This window comes from Streptomyces sp. NPDC031445 (genome assembly GCF_055581365.1).
This window is the reverse complement of the sequence record NZ_JBVIJO010000004.1, coordinates 22901-44582: the sequence shown is the minus strand read 5'-3', so window position 1 is coordinate 44582 and position 21682 is coordinate 22901. Positions and strand designations below refer to the sequence as shown.

The 21682-nt window shown below is 72.9% G+C and carries 23 protein-coding genes; 8 read left to right on the top strand and 15 right to left on the bottom strand.

What is annotated here, in order from left to right; translation table 11 throughout:
- Positions 1 to 61 precede the first annotated feature (61 nt).
- Both ACZ5DC_RS12895 and ACZ5DC_RS12890 read left to right on the top strand, forming a co-directional pair.
- Positions 62 to 766 carry an AzlC family ABC transporter permease gene (locus tag ACZ5DC_RS12895; RefSeq protein WP_468652157.1) on the top strand — a complete coding sequence of 235 codons (705 nt, stop codon included), beginning with the start codon at positions 62 to 64 and terminating at the stop codon, positions 764 to 766.
- Entirely contained in the window at positions 763 to 1077 is a 315-nt protein-coding gene (locus tag ACZ5DC_RS12890) for an AzlD domain-containing protein (RefSeq protein WP_468652155.1), read from the top strand. Before ACZ5DC_RS12895 ends, ACZ5DC_RS12890 begins: the two co-directional genes overlap by 4 nt.
- Here ACZ5DC_RS12890 and ACZ5DC_RS12885 read toward each other — a convergent pair.
- Positions 1074 to 2708, bottom strand: a complete 1635-nt coding sequence (locus ACZ5DC_RS12885) for a serine/threonine-protein kinase (protein WP_468652153.1) — start codon at positions 2706 to 2708, stop codon at positions 1074 to 1076. The genes ACZ5DC_RS12890 and ACZ5DC_RS12885 overlap by 4 nt on opposite strands.
- An 83-nt stretch (positions 2709 to 2791) precedes the next feature.
- Between ACZ5DC_RS12885 and ACZ5DC_RS12880 the strand changes: the two genes are divergently transcribed.
- Complete coding sequence (locus ACZ5DC_RS12880) at positions 2792 to 3424, top strand: class I SAM-dependent methyltransferase (protein WP_468652151.1); 633 nt, start codon at positions 2792 to 2794, stop codon at positions 3422 to 3424.
- Here the strand turns inward: ACZ5DC_RS12880 and ACZ5DC_RS12875 are convergent.
- Both ACZ5DC_RS12875 and ACZ5DC_RS12870 read right to left on the bottom strand, forming a co-directional pair.
- Complete coding sequence (locus ACZ5DC_RS12875; protein WP_031097097.1) at positions 3380 to 3577, bottom strand: DUF397 domain-containing protein; 198 nt, start codon at positions 3575 to 3577, stop codon at positions 3380 to 3382. The genes ACZ5DC_RS12880 and ACZ5DC_RS12875 overlap by 45 nt on opposite strands.
- Positions 3574 to 4437, bottom strand: coding sequence for a helix-turn-helix domain-containing protein (locus ACZ5DC_RS12870; RefSeq protein WP_468652149.1), 864 nt, complete (start codon positions 4435 to 4437; stop codon positions 3574 to 3576). The genes ACZ5DC_RS12875 and ACZ5DC_RS12870 overlap by 4 nt, the downstream gene beginning before the upstream one ends.
- 106 nt (positions 4438 to 4543) lie before the next feature.
- Between ACZ5DC_RS12870 and ACZ5DC_RS12865 the strand changes: the two genes are divergently transcribed.
- Positions 4544 to 5008: an ATP-binding protein gene (locus ACZ5DC_RS12865; protein WP_468652147.1), complete on the top strand. Its 465-nt coding sequence runs from the start codon at positions 4544 to 4546 to the stop codon at positions 5006 to 5008.
- On the opposite strand, the gene ACZ5DC_RS12860 is transcribed toward ACZ5DC_RS12865, so the two are convergent.
- The 3 genes from ACZ5DC_RS12860 to ACZ5DC_RS12850 all read right to left on the bottom strand — a co-directional run bounded on the left by ACZ5DC_RS12860 (position 4959) and on the right by ACZ5DC_RS12850 (position 9470).
- The gene (locus ACZ5DC_RS12860) at positions 4959 to 5840 is read right to left on the bottom strand and encodes a LysR family transcriptional regulator (RefSeq protein WP_468652145.1); all 882 of its coding nucleotides are present in this window, start codon (positions 5838 to 5840) and stop codon (positions 4959 to 4961) included. The genes ACZ5DC_RS12865 and ACZ5DC_RS12860 overlap by 50 nt on opposite strands.
- Before the next feature lie 206 nt (positions 5841 to 6046).
- The gene (locus ACZ5DC_RS12855) at positions 6047 to 7987 is read right to left on the bottom strand and encodes an AMP-dependent synthetase/ligase (protein WP_468652143.1); all 1941 of its coding nucleotides are present in this window, start codon (positions 7985 to 7987) and stop codon (positions 6047 to 6049) included.
- 187 nt (positions 7988 to 8174) lie between these two features.
- Positions 8175 to 9470: an acetyl-CoA C-acetyltransferase gene (locus tag ACZ5DC_RS12850; protein WP_468652141.1), complete on the bottom strand. Its 1296-nt coding sequence runs from the start codon at positions 9468 to 9470 to the stop codon at positions 8175 to 8177.
- Between the two features lie 126 nt (positions 9471 to 9596).
- Here ACZ5DC_RS12850 and ACZ5DC_RS12845 point away from each other — a divergent pair, with 126 nt between their 5' ends.
- Entirely contained in the window at positions 9597 to 10898 is a 1302-nt protein-coding gene (locus ACZ5DC_RS12845; protein WP_468652139.1) for a 3-oxoacyl-ACP reductase, read from the top strand.
- Complete coding sequence (locus ACZ5DC_RS12840) at positions 10898 to 11776, top strand: MaoC family dehydratase (RefSeq protein WP_468652137.1); 879 nt, start codon at positions 10898 to 10900, stop codon at positions 11774 to 11776. The genes ACZ5DC_RS12845 and ACZ5DC_RS12840 overlap by 1 nt, the downstream gene beginning before the upstream one ends.
- 58 nt (positions 11777 to 11834) lie before the next feature.
- Here the strand turns inward: ACZ5DC_RS12840 and ACZ5DC_RS12835 are convergent, their stop codons facing one another.
- From ACZ5DC_RS12835 to ACZ5DC_RS12795, 9 genes are all read right to left on the bottom strand, one after another.
- Positions 11835 to 12485, bottom strand: coding sequence for a TetR/AcrR family transcriptional regulator (locus ACZ5DC_RS12835; RefSeq protein ID WP_468652135.1), 651 nt, complete (start codon positions 12483 to 12485; stop codon positions 11835 to 11837).
- 53 nt (positions 12486 to 12538) lie between these two features.
- On the bottom strand, positions 12539 to 12847 hold the full coding sequence (locus tag ACZ5DC_RS12830) for a DUF4229 domain-containing protein (protein ID WP_366748470.1): 309 nt from the start codon (positions 12845 to 12847) through the stop codon (positions 12539 to 12541).
- A gap of 81 nt (positions 12848 to 12928) precedes the next feature.
- A complete protein-coding gene (locus tag ACZ5DC_RS12825) occupies positions 12929 to 13453 on the bottom strand; it encodes a GNAT family N-acetyltransferase (RefSeq protein WP_366748469.1) in 525 nt (174 codons plus the stop codon).
- A 34-nt stretch (positions 13454 to 13487) separates the two neighbouring features.
- Entirely contained in the window at positions 13488 to 14138 is a 651-nt protein-coding gene (locus tag ACZ5DC_RS12820; protein ID WP_468652132.1) for a UdgX family uracil-DNA binding protein, read from the bottom strand.
- A gap of 133 nt (positions 14139 to 14271) precedes the next feature.
- Positions 14272 to 15435: an aminofutalosine synthase MqnE gene (gene mqnE, locus ACZ5DC_RS12815; RefSeq protein WP_468652130.1), complete on the bottom strand. Its 1164-nt coding sequence runs from the start codon at positions 15433 to 15435 to the stop codon at positions 14272 to 14274.
- A 37-nt stretch (positions 15436 to 15472) separates the two neighbouring features.
- On the bottom strand, positions 15473 to 15928 hold the full coding sequence (locus ACZ5DC_RS12810) for an Lrp/AsnC family transcriptional regulator (RefSeq protein ID WP_366748466.1): 456 nt from the start codon (positions 15926 to 15928) through the stop codon (positions 15473 to 15475).
- 60 nt (positions 15929 to 15988) lie between these two features.
- A complete protein-coding gene (locus ACZ5DC_RS12805; protein ID WP_468652128.1) occupies positions 15989 to 16639 on the bottom strand; it encodes a UbiX family flavin prenyltransferase in 651 nt (216 codons plus the stop codon).
- Between the two features lie 79 nt (positions 16640 to 16718).
- Complete coding sequence (mqnP, locus tag ACZ5DC_RS12800; RefSeq protein ID WP_468652126.1) at positions 16719 to 17621, bottom strand: menaquinone biosynthesis prenyltransferase MqnP; 903 nt, start codon at positions 17619 to 17621, stop codon at positions 16719 to 16721.
- The gene (locus ACZ5DC_RS12795; protein WP_468652125.1) at positions 17618 to 19075 is read right to left on the bottom strand and encodes a menaquinone biosynthesis decarboxylase; all 1458 of its coding nucleotides are present in this window, start codon (positions 19073 to 19075) and stop codon (positions 17618 to 17620) included. Before ACZ5DC_RS12795 ends, mqnP begins: the two co-directional genes overlap by 4 nt.
- A gap of 83 nt (positions 19076 to 19158) precedes the next feature.
- Between ACZ5DC_RS12795 and ACZ5DC_RS12790 the strand changes: the two genes are divergently transcribed.
- Positions 19159 to 20121: an isopenicillin N synthase family dioxygenase gene (locus ACZ5DC_RS12790; protein WP_468652123.1), complete on the top strand. Its 963-nt coding sequence runs from the start codon at positions 19159 to 19161 to the stop codon at positions 20119 to 20121.
- Between the two features lie 153 nt (positions 20122 to 20274).
- A complete protein-coding gene (locus tag ACZ5DC_RS12785) occupies positions 20275 to 21681 on the top strand; it encodes a condensation domain-containing protein (RefSeq protein ID WP_468652121.1) in 1407 nt (468 codons plus the stop codon).
- The last annotated feature ends 1 nt before the right edge of the window (position 21682 follow it).

Below are 21682 nucleotides of genomic sequence, written 5' to 3'. Positions count from 1 at the left end.
GCTCCATCGGTACGATCGTTCGCCTTGACGGACAGGGCGCTCACTGTCCATCGTAGAGAACATGCGTTCGCCACACCGAACACCGCCCCCGCCCGACGCGGACCGTTCCCTCCTCCGCGACAGCTCGCTCGTCTGGCTCGCCAGCGGCATCGTCGGCGTCTCCTTCGGCGCCGTCTCCGTCGCCGGCGGACTGCCCCTGTGGGTGCCGGTGCTGATGTCGCTGGTGGTCTACGCGGGATCGGCCCAGTTCAGCGCGGTGGGCGTGCTGCTCGCCGGGGGCGGGCCCGTCGCCGCCGTGGCCACCGGGCTGCTGCTCAACACCCGGACCGCGGCCTTCAGCCTCGCCGTGGCCGAGATCATCGGCACCAACCGCGCGACCCGTTTCCTGGGCGCCCATCTGGTCACCGACGAGACGGTCGCCTTCGCCCTCGCCCAGTCCGACCCGGTACGGCAGCGGCGGGCGTTCTGGATCTCCGGGCTCGGCCTGTTCGCCGTGTGGAACATCGGCGTGCTGGCCGGCGGGCTCGCGGGCGGCGCCCTCGGCGACACCGCCCGCTACGGCCTGGACGCCGCGTTCCCCGCCGTCCTCGTCGCCCTGGTCCTGCCCGCCCTCCGCGCGGACGCGGCGGTACGGCGGTGCGCCCTGCTCGGCGCCGCCCTGGCCCTGGCGGTCACGCCCGCCGTCCCGGCCGGGGTCCCGGTCCTGCTGGCCCTGGCGGGACTGCTCCTGCACCGCCGCCCGGCCGACCGGGGAGCCGCCGCGTGAACACCACGCTCGTCGTGATCCTCGCCCTGGCCGTCGGCACGTACGCCTTCCGGCTGGTCGGCCCGGCTCTGCACGGCCGGGTCACCGTCCCGCCCCGCGTCCAGGAACTGGCCACGGCGGGCGCGGTGGTCCTCCTGGTCGCCCTGCTGGCCACGGGCGCCCTGACCGAGTCCGGCGGCTTCGCGGGCTGGGCCCGCCCCGCCGGCGTCCTGGCCGGCGCCGCGCTGGCCTGGCGCCGGGCGCCGTTCGTCGTGGTGGTACTGGGGGCGGCCGTGACGACGGCGGTGTTGCGGGGGATGGGGGTGAGCTAGGCGGCCTCTCGCCAGACCGCCAAGTCGCCCATGACGAACCCGATGTCGGGCAGCGCGGTCGACTTGGTCTGGATCGTGAACAGCGCGATGTCCCCCGAGGGGTGCTTGATGCAGATCTCGGTGCCGGCCGCCGACGCGGCCAGCGGCAGGCGGTGGTACGTGGCGTGCTTGAGGAAGAGACGGCAGTCGTCGAGGGTGCTGCCGTGCCCGCCCATCATCTGGACGAACACGCTGCCGTCGCTCTCCAGCTCGCAGCCGGCCGTCTTGCAGCCGAAGCGGATGGCCCCCTTGTCGTTCTTCGGCTTGCCGAACGGGTCCTCGATGCTGATCGGGTTCTTCGCGTCCACCATCAGCGGGGCGTACGGCTCGGCCTGCGGCTGTGACAACGAGGGCGAGGGGGACTGCGCCACGCCGGGCGCACCGTCAGCGGCAGCGCCGGAGCCCGAGGAGTCCTTGGCGTTCGACGCGGACGAGGACGCCGACGATCTCGGAGAATGTCCCGCGGCCGACGTCCGGGAGCCCGCCGTGTCCCGCCTGTCGGACCGGCCGTTCGCGTCCATGACCGACCATGCCAGGAGCGCCGCCAGCAGCGCGCCGCCCGCCACACCCGCGACCGAGATCAGCGCGGCGCGCCGCCTGCGGAAGGCCTTCCGCTGCTCCGGCGTCGGCTGCGGCCAGCCGGCCGGCGCGGTCGGCGGCTGCCGGGCGTACGCCCGGGTCGGCTCCGGTACGGGTGCCGGAACCGCGGCTTCCGGCCCGGTGATCTCCCGCCACACGGCCGGCCCCCCGCCCGCGTCGGCGTCCGCGCCCAGCCGCTGCCGGCACCATTCCACGACCTCCGCCGCGGTGGCCCGCTCCGCCGGATCGGCGGCCAGGCACCGGGCGAGCAGCGGACGCAGCGGCTCGGGCAGCAGATCGAGGCCGGGTTCCTCGTGCACGATCCGGTACAGCACGTTCACGGCCGGACCGTCCCCGTACAGCGGCCTGCCCAGCGCCGCGAACGCGGCCGTCTGCCCGAGCGCGAAGACGTCGGTCGCCGCCGTCACCTCGCCCCCGGACGCCTGCTCCGGAGCCATGAACGAGGGCGTGCCGATCGTGCCGCCCGTCGCCGTGTACGAGGTCCCGTCGGCCGCCAGTGCGATACCGAAGTCGATCACCCGGGGACCGTCGGCGGCCAGCAGCACGTTCGACGGCTTCAGGTCCCGGTGCACGATGCCCTCGGCGTGGATGGCCTCCAGCGCCTCGGCCACCCCCGCCATCAGCCACAGCACGGCCGCCACCGGCAACGGCCCGCGCCGGGCCACGGCCTCCGTCAGGGACGGCCCCGGCACGTACAGCGTGGCCAGCCACGGCGGGACGCCGTCCGCGTCGGCGTCGATCAGCTCGGCGGTGTACGCCCCCTTCACCCGCCGAGCCGCCTTGACCTCCCTGCCGAACCGCCGCCGGAAATCCGGATCGTCCGCCAGTTCCGGCCGTACGACCTTCAGCGCGACGGGCCGTCCGCCCTGTGTGTGGGACAGGTAGACCCGGCCCATACCGCCCGCGCCCAGCCGCGCGGCGAGACGGTAACCCGCCACCACGGGCGGGTCGTCCGCCTGGAGCGGCTGGAACACCTCCGTCGACCGGTTCACCGGCCCGTACCCCCCAGTAAATGCATTGGCCAACGACAGCAGCCTAAGCGGGGTGTCAGTGCGGGCCGCTACGGTCCCTGCCCATGACCGACACCCGCGCCTTCTACGACACCATCGCCGAGGACTACGCCGGCCACTTCCGCGATCCCCTCGCCGAACGGCCCCTGGAACGCGCCCTCCTCGGCGCGTACGCCGAACAGGTCGGCCCCCACGGCACGGTGGCCGACCTCGGCTGCGGCCCCGGCGACGTCACCGCCCACCTCGCCGGTCTGGGCCTGTCCGTCTTCGGCGTCGACCTCTCGGACGCGATGATCGCCATCGCCCGCCGCCGGTATCCCGCCCTGCGGTTCGAGCAGGGCTCGATGCGGGAACTCTCTTCGGCCGACGGTTCGCTGGCCGGGGTCGTGTCCTGGTACTCCAGCATCCACACACCCGTGGACGAACTCCCCGGCCTGTTCGCCGAGTTCCACCGCGTGCTGGCGCCCGGCGGACGGCTCCTCCTCGCCTTCCAGGTGGGCGACGTACCGCTCCGCCTCGAACGCCCCTTCGGCCATGACGTGGCCCTGGACTACCACCGGCGCCGCCCCGAGCAGATGGCGGACCTGCTCACCGGCGCCGGCTTCACCGTCCGCTCCACCACCGTGCGGGGGCCCGAGGTGACGCGCGGCGAATCACCCGTCCCGCAGGCGTTCCTTCTCGCCCAGAAGGAAGGCTGACCAGGCGGAGGGGGTGACGGTGAGGTGGGCGGCGAGGGGTTGCTTCGAGTCGCGGATGTGGATGGCGGTGGGGTGGGCGGCGACTTCCAGGCACTGGCCGCCTTCGCCGCTGCTGTAGCTCGACTTGAACCAGGTCAACTGCTCTATGGTCATCGTCCGTCCAGCATCTTCTCGATCAAGTCCAGGGACTCGTGCGGGTTGAGGGCCTGAGCCCGGATGATCCCATAGCGAGCGGCGAGGACGCGGACCTCTTCTCGGTCACTGATCAGCTTGGGGTACCCCTGTGACTCCATGTAAGCAACTTGCTCCTTCCCCTTGGGGATGAGCAAGGTGAAGCCGTTGTCCAAGCAAGGGTGTTCGTGCCGTCCTGTTGGCATGACCTGCAACTGCACATTGCGCCGCCGACCGATCCTCAGCAACTGACGCAGTTGGTCCTCGTGCACCTTCGGCCCACCGATCGGCCGCTCCAGCACCGCCTGCTCGATGACGAAGCTGAACTCGGGCGGCGGCCACTGCTCGAAGATCTGCTGGCGCGAGAGCCGGTCGGCCACCCGCTTCTCGATGGTCTCCTCGTCCAGGGGCGGATGCCGCTGGGTGAACACCGCGCGCGCATAGTCCTCGGTCTGGAGCAGGCCCAGCACGCCCATGGTGCTGTAGTCGTGCAGGGACACTGCCTGCGCCTCCAGCACCGCATAACCCCGGTACCACTCGGGATGCCGTGTCCGCGCCCTGGTCATCGCCTCCTCCACCTCCGGGATGACCGCGATGAACACGCCGTTGGCGGCCAGGATCTCGTCGGCCCGCCGCAGGAATTCCGGCCTCGGCGTACGCACCCCTCGCTCCATCGCGGAGATCTGGTCCGGGCCATACCCCACCAACTGGCCGAACTCCCGCTGGTTCAGCCCCGCCCGCTCCCGCATCAGCTTCAGCTGCTTGCCCAGGACGGCGAACACCCCGGCCGACCCGTTCTCCTCCGCCGGCGTCTCCGGCCTGCGCCCGCTCTCCTCCGTCACGTGCCCTCCGACTGACCCGTACTCCCACGAAACGCACCCGTACGACTACGGACAGTCGCCGGGTCTCCCCTGGTCAGCGTAGGGAGAAGTGACCACGCTCGGTGATGTGAACGTAGAAATCTCCACCCCCCCAACCGAACTCGTCCAACGGCTCAGCGCCACGCCGCGAGGCGCCCGGCTGGCGCGGCGGCTCACCGGTGCCGCGCTCGCCACCTGGGGGTATCCCCATGACGGCGACCTCAGCCACACCGCCCAGCTCGTCGTGGCCGAACTCGCCGCCAACGCCGTCACCCACGGTCGCGTACCGGGCCGGGACTTCGAACTGCGGCTCGCGCTGCGCCCCGCCGAGGACACCTTGCGTATCGAGGTGAGCGACGCCCGGGGCGACCGCGCCCTCCGCTTCCTCGACGGGGGGCTGGAGGACGAGAACGGCCGGGGTCTCGTGATCGTGCAGGTGCTGGCCACCCTCTGGGGCGTGTCCGAGCGGGACGTCGGCAAGACGGTCTGGGTGGAGCTGGCGCTCAGCGCAACGCGGCGACCGTGTCCGCGAAGGCCCGGGCCGGCGGGCTGAGCGCGTCCCAGCGGCGGACCGCCCAGCCGACGGGGAGGGGACGCAGGCCGGGCAGCGGGATCAGGCGCAGCGGGCCGTCACCGGGGACCGGCAGCCCCGGTACGGCCGGTACGACCGCCCTTCCGATCCCCAGCTCGGCGAGGAGCAGGGCCGTGTCCCAGTCGGCCACGCTCGGCTCGTAGGCGAACCGGACGCCCCGTTCGGCGCACGCCGCTTCCAGGTGGGCGGCGGACGTGGAGTTCGGCGGGAGCCGGATGACCCGGGCGCCGGACAGCTCGGCCGGGTCCAGGTGCGGGCGGCCGGCCACCGGGTCGTCCGCCCGGACCGCGAGGAGCCACGGCAGCTCCACGACCGTCCGCTGCTCGATGCCCCGGACCGGCGGGCCGATGGTGATCCAGGCGAGGTCCAGCGTGCCGTCGGCGAGGGCGTCGAAGCTGCCCCGGCCCGAACTGACCGTGCGGAACTCCAGGTTGACCGTGGGATGCAGGCGGCGGAACGCGACGACCGCGTCGGACATGAAGTGCCGGACGGTCGTCGCGCCGGTGGCCACGCGGACGTACCCGCTGTGGCCGTCGACCAGGTCGCGCAGCTGTCGTACGGCGACGTCCAGGGCGTTGATGCCCTCGCCCGCGGCGGCCTCCAGTATCCGGCCGGCCCGCGTCGGCACGACCCCGCGCGGCTGGCGTTCCAGCAGGGCCACGCCGGTCTCCCGCTCCAGCCGCTTGACGTGCTGGCTGACGGCGGACTGGGTGCGGCCGAGGTCACGGGCGACCGAGCTGAGGCTGCCCGCCCGGCACACGGCGACGAACACACGGAGGTCTTCGAGGGTCACAAGGCCCAAGCTAACACTGGGGTTTGATGAGGAAACCCAAGGATTGACTGGGCCCGGCACGGCGCGCGAGGATCGTGCGCGGGCCGCGACCGACCCAGGCGGCAACCCGCTCCCCGCCCCGCCGAGTCCGGAGGAGGCGGGACCAGCGAGGAGCGGGTGCCGACCGTCGCCGGTGCGGTGACGTGACCGTTCCGGCGCCGGTCCCCTCAGCGCTCGTACAAGCCCTCCACCTCCGCCGCGAAGTCCCGCAGGATCTGGTCCCGGCGCAGCTTCATGGACGGGGTCAGGTGGCCGGCCGACTCGGTGAAGTCCACCGGGAGCACGGCGAAGCGGCGGATGGACTCGGGGCGGGACACCATCCGGTTGGCCTCGTCCAGCGCTCGTTGCAGGACCGCGCGCAGCTCCTCGTCGTCCACCAGGAGTTCCGGCGGCACCGGGTGCTTGCCGATCATCTGGCGCCAGTGCGTGATGCCGTCGCGGTCCAGGGTGACGAGCGCGGCGACGTAGGGGCGGCCGTCGCCCACCAGCATCACCTGGGAGATCAGCGGGTGCTGGCGCAGCCAGTTCTCCAGCGGGGCCGGGGCCACCGACTTGCCGCCCGCCGTGATCAGGAGTTCCTTCTTGCGGCCGGTGATGGTCAGGTAGCCCTCGTCGTCCAGTTCGCCGAGGTCGCCCGTGGGCAGCCAGCCGTCGCGGGTCGCCGGGACCACTCCGCCTGCCTGGGGGTCCCAGTAGCCGCGCAGCACGTGGTCGCCGCCGACCAGGATCTCGCCGTCCGCCGCGATCCTCACCCGTGTGCCCGGCAGCGGCCAGCCGACCGTGCCCAGGCGGGGCTTCAGGGGCGGGGTGACCGTGGAGGCGCCGGTGGTCTCCGTGAGGCCGTAGCCCTCGAAGATCTCGATGCCGGCGCCGGCGTAGAACGCGGCGAGGCGGCGGCCGAGCGGGGAGCCGCCGCAGATGGCGTACCGGACGCGGCCCCCCATGGCGGCGCGGATGCGGCGGTAGACGAGGGGGTCGTAGAAGGCGCGCTGTGTCTTCAGGGCACGGCCCGGACCGTTGCCCGCGCCGGTCTGGCGGGCCTCCAGCGCCTCGCCGTACCGCTCGGCCACGGCCGCCGCCCGGTCGAAGACCGACGCCCGGCCGCCCGCCTCCGCCTTGGCGCGCGCCGCGTTGTACACCTTCTCCAGCATGTAGGGGATGGTCAGCAGGCAGGTCGGCTTGAAGGCGTCCAGGTCCGGGAGGAGGTCCCGCGGGGCCAGGCTGGGGGCGTGGCCGAGGCGGACCCGGGCGCGGACGCAGGCGATGGCCACCATGCGGCCGAAGACGTGGGACATGGGCAGGAAGAGCAGGACCGAGGGGTCTTCGCCCTGCGCCTTGAAGACGGGGTGGAGCAGTTCGATCGCGTTGTCGACCTCGGCGAAGAAGTTGCCGTGCGAGAGGGCGCAGCCCTTGGGGCGGCCGGTGGTGCCGGAGGTGTAGATGAGCGTGGCGAGCGTGTCGGGGCCGAGCATGCCCCGGCGTACGCCGGTCTCGCCCTCGGGCACGAGTGCGCCCGCTTCGGCGAGCCGGGCCACGTGGTCCTTCTCCATCACCCACAGGCGGCGCAGGTCGGGCAGGTGGGGGAGCTCGGGTCCGATGGCGGCGGCCTGGGCGGCGGTCTCGGTGATCAGGGCGACCGCGCCGGAGTCGTGCAGGATCCAGCGGGTCTGGAAGGCGGAGGAGGTCGGGTAGACCGGGACCGTGACCAGGCCGGCCGCCCAGGCGGCGAAGTCGAGCAGGGTCCACTCGTACGTGGTGCGGGACATGACGGCGATGCGGTCGCCGGGCATCAGCCCCTCGGCGACCAGGCCCTTGGCCACGGCCTGCACCTCGGCGGCGAAGCGCGCGGCCGTCACGTCCGTCCAACTGCCGTCGGACCGCTTGCGGCTGAGGACGACCCGGTCGGGATCGGTCTCGGCGTTCTCGTACGGGAGGTCGGCGAGGGAGCCGTGGGTGACCGGGGGCGCGAACGGGGGGACCGTCACTTCCCGTACGGCCCCGTCGAGCCGGACCGTCACGGGTTCGACGAGGACCGGGCGGCCGTCGTAGTCGGTGGCGGAGACCGGGGTGCCGGAGGAGGCGGGCGGGGTCGGGTACGGCGTGGACACGGGCGGCTCCTCTGGCGTGCGTGCACCTGCGGTGGGCCTTCGGGGACAGGGCGTTACCGCTGGTTAGGCAGGTGATCGTACGACTCCGCTGTGAGGGGGTTGTGCGGGTCCGGGGATGATCCGGGGCCGGGGATGTGCAGCCTCGGGGGTTATGTGACGGGTGTTCACCTCTGCCTGCCGGCCGGTGTCAGGGGCGCTCCAGGATCGCCGTCACCCCCTGGCCGCCCGCCGCGCAGACCGAGATCAGCCCCTTGCCCGTACCCTCCCGCTCCGCCAGCTGCTTGGCCAGGGTCGCCACGATGCGGGCGCCCGTCGCCGCGAAGGGGTGGCCCGTGGCCAGCGAGGAGCCCGTGGCGTTCAGGCGCGCACGGTCCACGGGCGGCAGGCCCCGCTTCTCCCAGGCCGCCAGCGTGGCCAGCACCTGGGAGGCGAAGGCCTCGTGGATCTCGACCAGGTCGAAGTCGGCCAGGTCCAGGCCGGTGCGCTCCAGCAGGCGCGGGACCGCGTACGCCGGCGCCATCAGCAGTCCGTCCTCGCCCTGCGCGCCGCCCGTCACGTCCCCGTGGACGAAGTCGACGGCCGCCGTCTCGTACGCGGTCAGGTACGCGAGCGGTTCCAGGCCGCGCGCCTCGGCCCACTCCTCGCTCGCCAGCAGGACGAGGGCGGCGCCGTCCGTGAGGGGCGTGGAGTTGCCGGCCGTCATGGTGGGGCCGGGGTGGTCCGTGCCGAACACCGGCTTCAGGGCGGCCAGTTTCTCCGGGGTGGAGTCCGGGCGGAGGTTCTGGTCCCGTTCCAGGCCCCGGAAGGGGACCACCAGGTCCGCGAAGAAGCCCCGCTCGTAGGCGGCGGCGAGGCGCCGGTGGCTGGTGGCCGCCAGTTCGTCCTGGGCCCGGCGGGAGATGCCCCAGGCGCGGGCGGTGACCGCCGCGTGCTCGCCCATCGACAGGCCGGTGCGCGGCTCGGCGTTGCGCGGGACGTCCGGGACGAGGTGCGCGGGGCGGATGCGGGCCAGCGCCTTCAGGCGGGCGGACGCGGATTTCGCCCGGCGCGCCTCCAGGAGGATGCGGCGCAGGCCGTCGTTGACACCCAGGGGCGCGTCGCTCGCCGTGTCGGCGCCGCCCGCCACCGCCGACTCGGTCTGGCCGAGGGCGATCTTGTTGGCGGCGGCGATGACGGCCTGGAGTCCGGTGCCGCAGGCCTGCTGGACGTCGTAGGCGGGGGTGCGCGGGTCCAGCCGGGAGCCGAGCACGGTTTCGCGGGCCAGGTTGAAGTCCCGGCTGTGCTTGAGGACCGCGCCGGCGACGAACTCGCCGACCGCGCCGGGGCGGTGCAGGCCGTAGCGGTCGGTGAGGCCGTTCAGGGCGGCGGTCAGCATCTCCTGGTTGCTCGCGGTGGCGTAGGGACCGTCGGAGCGGGCGAACGGGACGCGGGTGCCGCCGAGCACCGCGACCCGGCGTGCGCGGGGTGGCTCCAGGGGGCTCATGTCGATCTGCTCCTCACCCGTGACGGTGGTTCACCCGGCGGTGGCCCACCTTGACTTACCTTCGGTAACCTTACTTCAGAGTAAGCAATGTCCAGCCCTTCGAACCGAGTCGCGCGGGAGTCGCAGATGGCCGACCGCTACCTCAGCCTCACCGGCACGGCCCCCGGCCGTTTCCTCACCCGGCGCCTGGGCCTGCCCCAGCCGGCCGAGCTGATCCGGTGGTCACCGCAGCGGCCCGCGCTGCCGGGCCCCCTGCTGCACCTGACCGCCGGGGAGTCCGCCCTCGACCTCGCGCCCGTCCTCGGCCGTACCGGCCTCGCCGCCGGCGACCGGGACCCCGCCGCCGTCGTCCTGGACGCCACCGGGGTGCGGGACGTCGGCACGCTCGCCGAGGTGCACGCGGCCCTCCACCCCGTCGTACGGTCCGTCGCCCCCAGCGGCCGGGTGCTGGTGCTGGGCGCCCCCCTCGACCCCGCCGACCACCACCAGTCGGCCGCCCAGCAGGCCCTGGAGGGCTTCACCCGCTCCCTCGGCAAGGAGATCGGGCGCGGCAGGACCGTCAACCTGGTCCGGCTGACGGACGCCGGGGCCGCCGAGTCCACCCTGCGGTTCCTGCTCTCCCCCCGGTCCGCCTACGTCAGCGGCCAGGTGATCGAGGTCGGCGGCACGGAGGTCACCGCCCCGGCCGACCGGGAGCGGCCGTTCGACGGACGCACCGCCCTGGTCACGGGAGCCGCGCGCGGGATCGGCGAGGCCGTCGCCGGGACGCTGGCGCGGGACGGCGCCCGGGTCGTCGTCCTGGACGTGCCCGCCGCCGAGGCCGACGCCCGCCGGGTGGCCGAACGGCTCGGCGGCACCGCCCTCGCCCTCGACATCACCGCCGCCGACGCGGGCGAGCGCATCGCCGACGCCCTCCCCGGCGGACTGGACGTCCTCGTCCACAACGCGGGCATCACCCGGGACCGGCGGCTGGCCAACATGCCGGCGGACCGGTGGCGGTCGGTGCTGGAGGTCAACCTGGGCGGCGTGCTGCGCACCACCGACGCGCTGCTCGCCGGCGGCGCCCTCCGCGCCGGCGGGCGGATCGTGGCCACCGCCTCCATCGCCGGGCTCGCGGGCAACGCGGGCCAGACCAACTACGGCGCGAGCAAGGCGGGGATCGCCGGTCTCGTACGGTCCCTGGCGCCGCGCGCGCTCGCCGGGCACGGGGTGACCGTTAACGCGGTGGCGCCCGGGTTCATCGAGACGAGGATGACCGCCGCGATCCCGCTGCTCATCCGCGAGGCGGGCCGCCGCATGAACTCCCTCGCGCAGGGCGGGCTGCCCGTCGACGTCGCCGAGACCACCGCCTGGCTCGCCCACCCGGCCTCCGGCGCGGTCAACGGCCAGGTCGTCCGCGTCTGCGGCCAGAGCCTGCTGGGGGCGTGATGACCGCCGTCACCCTGACCGCGCCCCCCGCGCTGGCCCCGCTGCTGGCCCGGGGCGCCCTGCGCTCGCCCTTCAAGCGCCCCGCCCCGGACGCGGCCTTCCCGCGCACCCGCCTGGTGCTGCCCGGCGTCCGCGTCGACCTGGCCAGGCTGGCCGCGTACGAGCGGGTCTGCGGCTACCCGACCGGCGAGCCCGACCTCCCGGTCACCTATCCCCACGTCCTCGGCTTCCCGCTGGCCATGCGGCTGATGAGCGGGCGGGACTTCCCGCTGCCGCTGCTGGGGCTGGTGCACACGTCGATCGAGATCACCCAGGCCGCCGCGCCGGCGGCGGACCGCGCGTACGAACTCGGCGTGTGGGTCGCCGGACTGGCCGCGCACCGGCGGGGGACGGAGGCGACGGTGGTGACGGAACTGCGGTCGGGCGGGAGCGTGCTGTGGGAGTCCCGGAGCACGTACCTGGCCCGGCACCGCACCGGCGCCGGAACGCCGTCCGAGACGCGCGAGGGCCCCGGTACGCCACCCGGGCCACGGCCGGACGCCGGCGCCGCGCTGCCCGCCGCCGCCGAGTGGAGCCTCGCCGGGGACGTGGGACGGCGGTACGGCGCCGCCTCCGGCGACCGCAACCCCATCCACCTGCACCCCCTCACCGCCCGCCTCTTCGGCTTCCCCCGCGCCATCGCCCACGGCATGTGGACCCTGGCCCGCTGCCTGGCCGCCCACGGCACCCCCGGCGCCACCGAGGTCAGGGCGCGGTTCCGGGCGCCGGTGCTGCTGCCGGGGACGGTGGTGTACGGGGCCGACGGCAGCGGGCGGTTCGAGTTGCGGGCGGCGGCGGACGGGCGGGTGCATGTGGAGGGGGACGTGCGCGGGACGTGAGGGCCGTCGCCGGGTGCGACCGGATGCGGGGGTCGCTCGCGCGGTGCGCCCGGCGCCCCTAGGCCGGCTCGGCCGGCGGTGTCCAGACCTGGCCCCGCATCAGGTTGCCCAGGCCCGCCCAGGCGAAGTTCATCAGGGTGGCCGCCGCCTGGCGGGCCGTCGTCCCCGGAGTGGCGTTGGCCCAGGCGGCGAGGGACTCGGCGGCGCCGACCAGGGCCTCGGCCAGGCCCGCCACCTCGTGTTCGGGCAGGTCGGGATCGCGGTGGGCCTCGCGGGCCGCGACCGCGACCAGCCGGGTCACGAACGCGACGATCTCCGCGCGCATCGCGGCGACCTCGGCCGCGAAGGGCTCGCCGTGCGTACGGGCCTGGAGGTGCAGCACCGACCAGCCGTCGGGGTGCTCGGCGGTGTGCGCGAAGAACGCCCGCAGGCCGTCCCAGAGTTGCCGGTCGGCGGGCAGCCCCGGCCGGACGCCCGCGCGCACGGCCTCGGTGAGCGCGGCGGCCTCGCGGCGGATGCACGCGGTGAAGAGGTCTTCCTTCGAGTTCAGGTACAGGTAGACCAACGGCTTGGACACGCCCGCGAGTTCGGCGATCTCGTCCATCGAGGCGGCCATGTACCCGCGCTGCCCGAAGATGCGTACGGCAGCGTCGAGCATCTGCCGCTCCCGCACCGCCCTCGGCATCCGTTTGGTCTTGACGGCACCCATGAGGGCAAGCCTAGGGCCTCTCACGGAAGACCCCGGGGGGACCGGCGGCGCCGTCAGCTGGACGCGGTGGCCCCGTCCTGCGCCCGCGACGCGTCGTCGGCGACGTCCTCCTGGCTGCGGTTGGCGTCCAGGTTGGCCTTCATCCGGTCGACCTTGTGCACGATCTGCACGGAGGCCCGGTCCCGTTCCCGGCGCAGCGCCACCCAGCTGATCGGCGCGGACAGGACCAGGGCGAGCAGCAGGACCCACAGTCCATTGGACTCGCCGAAGCCGCGCGGGAAGATGCCCGAGTAGACGGCTCCCCAGACGATCAAGAGGCAGCCCGCGAAGATACCGAGGCGCATCAGCGTGTAGCGGAGCATCTCAATCCACTCGTCCGATTCCAAAAGGGGTCATCGTCCAGTGAAGCACGGACGCCGGACGGTCGTGCAGGGGGGTCGGCGTCAGCGGAGCGGCAGCAGCATGACGATGTCGTCGCGGTCGTCGCCGGGCGCCACCCGGATGGCGTCCGGGACGCGGCCGACCTCCTTGTAGCCGCAGGAGCCGTAGAAGCGCTCCAGGCCCAGCCCGCCCCGGCAGGTCAGCCGAACGGCCTCGATGCCCTCCATCCCGCGGGCCGCGTCCGCGGCGGCGGCCAGCAGGTCGCGGCCGTACCCCCGGCCCTGGTGGCGGGGGTGCACCATCACCGTGTACAGCCACAGCCAGTGGGTCATCAGCCGGTGGGTGTTGCGGGTGAGGAAGGCGGTCGCCGCGACCTCGCCGGCCTCGTCGTGGCCGACGAGCAGCCGGGTGCGGCCCTCGGCCATCTGCGCGAAGTGCCGTACCAGCTCCGGGCGTATCTCCTCGCGGTCCGCCGGCGCCACGAAGCCGACGGCGCCGCCCGCGTCGGTGACGTCCGTCCACAGGTCGAGGATGCCGTCGCGCAGGGCGGGGGTGATGGCGGGGTCCAGGGTGAAAGTAAGAGGCACGGCGGCAGTTTACTTATTACTCAAGGGTGCGTGATCACCCAAGGGCGCGCGCGGCCACCTCCAGGTCGGCCACCAGGCCCCGGTACGCCTGCTCGCGGTCGTCCGCGCGCAGCACGGCCGACGGGTGCACGGTCGGCACCAGCCGCTCCGGCCGGCCGTGGATCTCCTCCTCCAGCACGGTCCCGCGCACCTGGCTCACCCGGAACGACGGACCCAGCAGCGCCTTCCCGGCCGTCGCGCCCAGGACCACGATCAGCTCCGGCTCCACCAGCGCCAGCTCCGCCGCCAGCCAGGGACCGCAGGCCGTCATCTCGCGCAGGCTCGGCGTCTTGTGGATACGGCGCTTGCGGGGCTCGGCCCGGGTGAACTTGAAGTGCTTGACCGCGTTGGTGACGTAGGCGTCGCAGGGGTCGAGGCCGGCCTCCGCCAGGGCCCGGTCGAGCAGCTTGCCGGCGGGCCCGACGAAGGGCCTGCCCTGCCGGTCCTCCTGATCACCGGGCTGCTCCCCCACGAGCATCACGCGGGCGCCGGCCTCCCCGGCGCCGAAGACGGTCTGGGTGGCGTCGCGGTGCAGGGGGCAGCCGCGACAGCCCGCGGCGGCTCGGCGGAGGGCTTGGAGATCGGCGCCGTCGGGCACGAAGGGAGCCGCGCTGTAGGCGTCCTCGGGGGCCTTCGTTGCCGGCATGCCGGCCGAGTACCCCTCGTTCCGGCGGGGAACCGAGGGGTCGTACAGGCCGCCGCCCGGCTGCGGCAAGCGCCGTGGCTTGTCGCGCAGTTCCCCGCGCCCCTGGTCGGCTCAGCCGGCCCTCGCTGGAAAGTCACACCCGCATCGGCTGCGGCGACTCCCGGCGCGCCGGGTCGGGACCCTCGTACTCGCGGATGATCTCGTACCGCGTGTTCCGCTCCACCGGGCGGAAGCCCGCGTCGCGGATCAGTTCCAGCAGGTCCTCGCGGGTCAGCTTGTTCGGCGTGCCGAAGTTGTCCGCGTCATGGGTGATCTTGTACTCCACCACCGAGCCGTCCATGTCGTCGGCGCCGTGCTGGAGGGCGAGCTGGGCGGTCTGCACGCCGTGCATGACCCAGAAGACCTTGACGTGCGGGACGTTGTCGAACAGCAGCCGCGACACGGCGAAGGTCTTCAGCGCCTCCACGCCGGTCGCCATCTGGGTGCGCGCCTGGAGGGTGTTGCGCACCTTGCCGTCCTTCATGTCCACGAAGTCGTGCTGGTAGCGCAGCGGGATGAAGACCTGGAAGCCGCCGGTCTCGTCCTGGAGCTCACGCAGGCGCAGGACGTGGTCGACGCGGTGGCGGGGCTCCTCGATGTGGCCGTACAGCATGGTGCACGGGGTCTTCAGACCCTTCTCGTGCGCCAGGCGGTGGATGCGGGACCAGTCCTCCCAGTGGGTGCGGTGGTCCACGATGTGCTGCCGGACCTCCCAGTCGAAGATCTCGGCGCCACCGCCCGTCAGCGACTCCAGGCCCGCGTCGATCAGCTCGTCCAGGATCTCGGAGGCCGACAGACCGCTGATGGTCTCGAAGTGATGGATCTCCGTCGCCGTGAAGGCCTTCAGGGAGACGTGCGGCAGCGCCTTCTTCAGCTCGCGCAGCGAACGCGGGTAGTACCGCCACGGCAGGTTCGGGTGCAGGCCGTTGACGATGTGCAGCTCGGTGAGGTTCTCCGACTCCATCGCCTGGGCGAGCTTGACGGCCTCCTCGATGCGCATCGTGTACGCGTCCTTCTCGCCCGGCTTGCGCTGGAACGAGCAGTAGGCGCAGGAGGCCGTGCACACGTTGGTCATGTTGAGGTGCCGGTTGACGTTGAAGTGGACGACGTCCCCGTTCTTGCGGGTCCGCACCTCGTGCGCGAGTCCGCCGAGCCAGGCGAGGTCGTCCGACTCGTACAGCGCGATGCCGTCCTCGCGGGTCAGCCGCTCACCGGAACGGACCTTCTCCTCCAGCTCGCGCTTGAGCCCGACGTCCATACCCACACCTTTCCACGACGACTCGACCACGGTATCCCTAGACCTCTTCCGGCAGTTCCCCGACCCGGTTCTCCCACTTGGTGGACAGCACGATCGTGGTACGGGTGCGGGAGACGCCCTTCGTCCCGCTGAGCCGGCGGATGGTCTTCTCCAGGCCGTCCACGTCCGTCGAGCGGACCTTGAGCATGAAGGAGTCGTCACCGGCGATGAACCAGCAGTCCTCGATCTCCGTCAGGTCCCGCAGCCGCTGGGCGACGTCCTCGTGGTCGGCGGCGTCGGAGAGCGAGATGCCGATCAGGGCGGTGACGCCGAGGCCGAGGGAGGCCGCGTCCACCGTGGCGCGGTAGCCGGTGATGACACCGGCCGCCTCCAGCCGGTTGATGCGGTCGGTGACGCTGGGGCCCGACAGGCCGACCAGGCGCCCCAGCTCCGCGTACGAGGCCCGGCCGTTCTCCCTCAGGGCCTGGATGAGCTGCCTGTCCACCGCGTCCATGCGATCGAAGCCTTCCGGTGAATGTTCCTGGAGTGATGAGGGGGGGTACTGCTGCTTGCCTTACGTGCCGGGTGCGCCGCCGCCCAGCTCGCCCTTCCAGCGCCGGTACAGGCCGTGTGCGACACCGGCCGCGTCCAGCACACGGCCGGCGACGAAGTCCACCAGGTCCTGGATGTGGGTGGCGCCCGCGTAGAAGGCGGGCGAGGCCGGGACGACCGTGGCGCCGGCGTCGTCCAGCGCGACGAGGTGGCGCAGCGTCTGCCCGTTCAGGGGGGTCTCCCGTACGGCGACGACCAGCGTCCGGCGCTCCTTCAGTGTGACGCTCGCCGCGCGCTGGAGCAGATCCTTGGACAGGCCGAGCGCCACACCGGCCACCGAGGCGGTGGAGGCGGGCACGATGAGCATGCCCTTGGCCGGGTAGGACCCCGAGGACGGGCCGGCGGCGAGGTCGCCCGCGGTCCAGTACCGCACCCCGCTGATGTCCACGTCGAAGGTGCCGGGCTTGCCGTCGGCACCACGGGCCAGCCACTGCCGCAGGTCGTCCTGCCAGTGGGCGTCCCGGAACGCGATGCCGGTCTCGTCCAGCAGCGTCAGCCGCGAGGCCCGGCTGACCACGAGGTCGACCGCTTCCCCGGCCTCCAGCAGCGCCCGCAGCACGGCAGCCGCGTACGGCGTCCCGGAAGCTCCGGACACCCCCACGATCCAAGGCACACGCTGCGTTTCTCCTGCGTTCACACCTTGAGCGTACCGGCGCGCCCGACCGCCCTCAGGCCGGGTGGTGCCGGGGCGCTCACACGGTCAGACCGCGTACGAGGAGATCGAGCAGCGCGCACACGAACAGGGCGATGCCGATGAAGCCGTTGACGGAGAAGAACGCCCTGTTGAGGCGGGACAGGTCGTGGGGCCGGACGATGGAGTGCTCGTAGAGGAACGCGCCGGCGACGATCAGCAGGCCCAGCCAGAAGAACGCTCCGGCGTCGGTGGCCAGGCCGTACCAGACGAACAGGGCCGTCGTGACGGCGTGGCAGACCCGCGCGCCCCGGATCGCGGCCGGGATGCCGAAGCGGGCCGGGACCGACAGGACGCCGATCTCGCGGTCGGTCTCGACGTCCTGACAGGCGTAGATGAGGTCGAAGCCGCCGATCCAGACGCCGACGGCGAGGCCGAGGATCACCGCCGTCCAGGACCACTCGCCGCTGATCGCCAGCCAGCCGCCGATGGGGCCCATGGACTGGGCGAGGCCCAGGATGGCCTGCGGGAAGTTCGTGAACCGCTTCCCGTAGGGGTAGACCACCATCGGGACCACCGCCACCGGCGCGAGCGCCAGGCAGAGGGGGTTGAGCAGGGCAGCCGCGCCCAGGAAGACCACCAGGGCGATCAGGGCGCCCGTCCAGGCGTGCCGGACCGACATCGCGCCGGTGACCAGTTCACGGTGGGCCGTGCGCGGGTTCCGGGCGTCGATCTCGCGGTCGATGATCCGGTTGACGGCCATCGCGAAGGTGCGCAGGCCGACCATGCAGACCGTGACCAGGAGCAGACGGCCCCAGTGGATGTTCCGGTCCCACTCGTACATCGCCGTGAGGGAGGCGATGTAGGCGAAGGGGAGCGCGAAGACCGAGTGCTCGATCATCACCAGGCGCAGGAACGCCTTGGTGCGGCCGGGCTGGGGGATGGCGGCGGAGGCCGAGGTCACAGTCCGTACTCCTTCCAGCGGCGGTCCACCACGGCCGCCGTATCCGGGTCCGAGAGGACCATGTCGGGCCAGCCGCCGTCGCGGGTGTAACCCTCCTCGGGCCACTTCCGCGTCGCGTCGATGCCGGCTTTGCCGCCCCAGAACTGCTGGTAGGAGGCGTGGTCCAGATGGTCGACGGGGCCCTCCACGACCGTCAGGTCACGGGCGTAGTCGGTGTTGCCGAGGGCCCGCCAGGCGACCTCGTGCAGGTCGTGCACGTCGCAGTCGGCGTCCACGACCACGATCAGCTTGGTCAGGGACATCATGTGCGCCCCCCAGATCGCGTGCATCACCTTCTGCGCGTGCTTCGGGTACTTCTTGTCGATGGAGACGATCGCGCAGTTGTGGAAGCCGCCGGCCTCGGGCAGGTGGTAGTCCACGATGTCCGGGACGATGATCTTCAGCAGGGGCAGGAAGAAGCGTTCCGTGGCGCGGCCGAGCGGGCCGTCCTCCGTCGGGGGGCGGCCGACGACGATCGACTGGAGCAGCGGGCGCCTGCGCATCGTCACGCAGTCGATCCTCAGGGCCGGGAAGGGTTCCTGCGGGGTGTAGAAGCCGGTGTGGTCGCCGAAGGGACCCTCGGGCAGCATCTCGCCGGGCTCCAGCCAGCCCTCCAGGACCACCTCGGCGTTGGCCGGGACCTGGAGCGGGACCGTCTTGCAGTCGACCATCTCGATCCGCTTGCCCGCGAGGAACCCGGCGAAGAGGTATTCGTCGATGTCGCCGGGGAGCGGGGCGGTGGAGGCGTACGTCACGGCGGGCGGGCAGCCGAAGGCGATGGCCACCGGGAGCCGCTCGCCCCGGCGCGCGGCCACCTGGTAGTGGTTGCGGCTGTCCTTGTGGATCTGCCAGTGCATGCCGATGGTGCGCCTGTCGTGGCGCTGGAGGCGGTACAGGCCCAGGTTCCGGATGCCGGTCTCGGGGTCCTTGGTGTGGGTCAGGCCCAGGTTGAAGAAGGAGCCGCCGTCCTTCGGCCAGGTGAACAGCGCCGGGAGCCGTTCGAGGTCGACGTCGTCGCCCTGGAGGACGACCTCCTGCACCGGCGCGTTGTCGGGCTTGACCTTCTTCGGCGGGACGTGGGCCATCGCCCCGAGCTTGCCGAAGGCCTCGCGGACGCCGACGAAGCCGTGCGGCAGTTCGGGCCGCAGCAGGCCGCCGATCTTCTCGGAGATCTCGCCGTACGACTTCAGGCCCAGCGCCTTCAGCAGGCGGCGGTCGGTGCCGTACACGTTCATCGCGAGGGGCATGTCCGAGCCGCGCACGTTCTCGAAGAGCAGCGCCGGGCCGCCGGACTTCTGCACCCGGTCGACGATCTCCCCGACTTCCAGGTACGGGTCGACCTCGGCCTTGATGCGCTTGAGGTCGCCCTCGCGCTCCAGCGCCCGGAGCAGGGAGCGAAGATCGTCGTAAGCCATGTGCCCAAGTATCGCCGACGTACCGCTTTGTCCTCACGGCCACCCCCGCGAGCAGGGTCCGCGCGGCGCCGGGGAGTGGAAACATGGCCGGTGTGATTCCCACCATCGATCTGCGGATCTGGACCGAGGGGGACGCGATGCGGCGGGCCGTGCTCGCCCGCACCGTCGACCAGGCCCTGCGGTCCGCCGGCTTCCTGCTGGTCACCGGGCACGGCGTGGACCCCGCGCTGCGGGCCGGGATCCGGTCGGCCGCCCGGGAGTTCTTCCTGCTGCCCGCCGGGGTCAAGCAGCGCTACGCGGCGAGGGTCGGCGGGCGCGGCTGGCTCGGGCCGGGCACCGAGGCCAACGGGTACGCGGAGGGCACCGAGACCCCGCCGGACCTGAAGGAGTCGCTGACCTTCGCGACCGCCGAGCCGTTCGCGGACCCCGTCGTCAACGCCGAGTGGTACGCGCCCAACGTGTGGCCGGCGGAGGTGCCCGCGCTGCGCGGGCTGTGCGAGGAGTACCTCGGCCGGATGGTGGCGCTGGAGAAGGAGCTGCTGGCCCTGCTGGCGTGCGCGCTCGGGCTCGGCGCCGACTTCTTCACCCGGCACATGGACCACCCGACGTACGGCTTCAACATCAACTGGTACCCGGGCACGGAGGTCGTCGGCACGCCGGGCCCGAGGCAGTTCCGGATCGGGCCGCACACCGACTTCGGGACCGTCACCGTCCTCGACCGGCAGGCCGGCAAGGGCGGGCTCCAGGTGTACACCGACACGGACGGCTGGCAGGACGCCCCCTACGACCCGGCCGCGCTCACGGTCAACATCGGGGATCTGCTGGCCCGTTGGACCGGGGACCGGTGGCGGTCCGGGCGGCACCGGGTGCTGCCGCCGCCCGTGGACGCGCCCGCCGAGGAGCTGATCTCGCTCGTCTACTTCGGCGAGTGCACCCCGGGCACGCTGGTGGAGTCCCTCCCTCCGCCGGTGGGCCGGGTGGCGTACCCGCCCGTCGACTCGCACGCGTACCTCCGCGAGAAACTGGACTCGATCACCGTCGAGTGAACCCCTGACCGGTCACCGACGGTTATTCACTTCCGCGTTCGGCCCGCCACCCGTTCCGTTGAAATGAACCGGCCGGGCATGTCCCGCCCGCGTCCCACGGCATTGGCTTCCAGGGGGCCCGCATCCAGGGGCCCCTTCTGCGATGGGAGACGCGTGCGAATCACTGACATCCAGCGCTGCGAGGTCCGGCCGGGACGGCTCGTCGAGTGGACGTTGAGCCCTGCGACCGTCGCGGCGGCGACGGCGCTCCCGGACGACTCCCGGCCGCCCGCCTACATCCAGGAGTCGCACATCAGGACCGCCAAGTGCGTACGGGAGGACGGTCTGTTCGTGCCGACCTGGCTCGGCACCGCCTTCGACCTGCCGGGACCGGTCGACCTCGACGTGCTGGAGCGGGCGCTGCGCACCTGGACCGTACGGCACGAGACGCTGCGCAGCGGCTTCCGCTGGGCCGGTGACGAACTGCGCCGGTTCACGCTCGACGCGGCCGACGTCTCCCTGCGCCGGACGGAGGTGGGCGACTTCCCCGACGCCGGCGACCTCGTCCGCCACCTCCAGGACCGCTTCGACACGGTCGCGGACGCGCTGCGCTGGCCCAACCTGATCTACACGGCCGTCGTCCGGGACGACGGCGCGAGCGTCTACCTGGCCTTCGACCACAGCAACGTCGACGCCTACTCCCTGCACCGGCTCGTCGCCGAGATCCACGAGCTGTACGCGGCGGGCCTGGCCGGCGTGCGACCGGACTCCGCCGCGCCCGCCGCGAGTTACGTCGACTTCTGCGAGATCGAGCGCGCGGACGCGGACGGCATCGACGGCCGGCACGCGTTCGTGGACCGCTGGCGGGAGTTCATCCGGCGCTGCGACGGCACACTGCCGGGCTTCCCGGTGGACCTGGGCCTGACCCCGGGCGGTCCGCTGCCCACGCAGCGGATGCTGTGCGAGCCGCTGGCGGACGCGGACGCGGCGGCGGCGTTCGAGGCGTACTGCCGGCCGTACGGCGGCAGCCTGGTCGGGCTGCTGGCCGCGACCGGGCTGATCGTGCACGAACTCGGCGGGCAGCCGGTGTACCGGACGGTGGTGCCCTTCCACACCCGGGTGAAGTCGCGGTGGACGGACTCGGTGGGCTGGTACGTGGGCGGCGCCCCGATCGAGGTGCCCGTGGGCCGCACCCACGGCTTCCCGGAGGCCCTGCGGGCGGTCCGCGCCGAACTCCAGGCGAACCGGTCGCTGGCCCGGATGCCGCTGGCCCGGGTGCTGCGCCTGCTCGGCGCTGACTTCCGGCCGTCCTCCCCGGACCTGTACTCGATCGTGTCGTACGTCGACGCCCGCGCCATCCCGGGCGCCGAGCGGTGGGCGGAGCTGAAGGCGTACGGGCTGATGCGGGTGTCGTACGGCGACCAGGTGTGCGTGTGGGTGAACCGGCTGCCCGACGGGCTGTGGCTGGCGAGCCGGTACCCGGACACGGACGTCGCGGCGAAGAACATGCGGCTCTACGTCGAGCGGCTGCGGGACCGGATCGCCTCGGTGGCCCACGACAGCCTGTCCGCGGTCTCCTAGG

What these genes read in the sequence shown, in the direction of transcription:
- ACZ5DC_RS12850 (WP_468652141.1), bottom strand. Translation starts at nt 9,470, where the DNA reads ATGAGCCCCCTGGAGCCACCCCGCGCACGCCGGGTCGCGGTGCTCGGC.
- ACZ5DC_RS12840 (WP_468652137.1), top strand. Translation starts at nt 10,898, where the DNA reads ATGACCGCCGTCACCCTGACCGCGCCCCCCGCGCTGGCCCCGCTGCTG.
- mqnE (WP_468652130.1), bottom strand. Translation starts at nt 15,435, where the DNA reads ATGGACGTCGGGCTCAAGCGCGAGCTGGAGGAGAAGGTCCGTTCCGGT.
- ACZ5DC_RS12895 (WP_468652157.1), top strand. Translation starts at nt 62, where the DNA reads ATGCGTTCGCCACACCGAACACCGCCCCCGCCCGACGCGGACCGTTCC.
- ACZ5DC_RS12795 (WP_468652125.1), bottom strand. Translation starts at nt 19,075, where the DNA reads ATGGCTTACGACGATCTTCGCTCCCTGCTCCGGGCGCTGGAGCGCGAG.
- ACZ5DC_RS12830 (WP_366748470.1), bottom strand. Translation starts at nt 12,847, where the DNA reads ATGCTCCGCTACACGCTGATGCGCCTCGGTATCTTCGCGGGCTGCCTC.
- ACZ5DC_RS12820 (WP_468652132.1), bottom strand. Translation starts at nt 14,138, where the DNA reads ATGCCGGCAACGAAGGCCCCCGAGGACGCCTACAGCGCGGCTCCCTTC.
- ACZ5DC_RS12835 (WP_468652135.1), bottom strand. Translation starts at nt 12,485, where the DNA reads ATGGGTGCCGTCAAGACCAAACGGATGCCGAGGGCGGTGCGGGAGCGG.
- ACZ5DC_RS12790 (WP_468652123.1), top strand. Translation starts at nt 19,159, where the DNA reads ATGGCCGGTGTGATTCCCACCATCGATCTGCGGATCTGGACCGAGGGG.
- ACZ5DC_RS12810 (WP_366748466.1), bottom strand. Translation starts at nt 15,928, where the DNA reads ATGGACGCGGTGGACAGGCAGCTCATCCAGGCCCTGAGGGAGAACGGC.
- ACZ5DC_RS12880 (WP_468652151.1), top strand. Translation starts at nt 2,792, where the DNA reads ATGACCGACACCCGCGCCTTCTACGACACCATCGCCGAGGACTACGCC.
- ACZ5DC_RS12875 (WP_031097097.1), bottom strand. Translation starts at nt 3,577, where the DNA reads ATGACCATAGAGCAGTTGACCTGGTTCAAGTCGAGCTACAGCAGCGGC.
- ACZ5DC_RS12845 (WP_468652139.1), top strand. Translation starts at nt 9,597, where the DNA reads ATGGCCGACCGCTACCTCAGCCTCACCGGCACGGCCCCCGGCCGTTTC.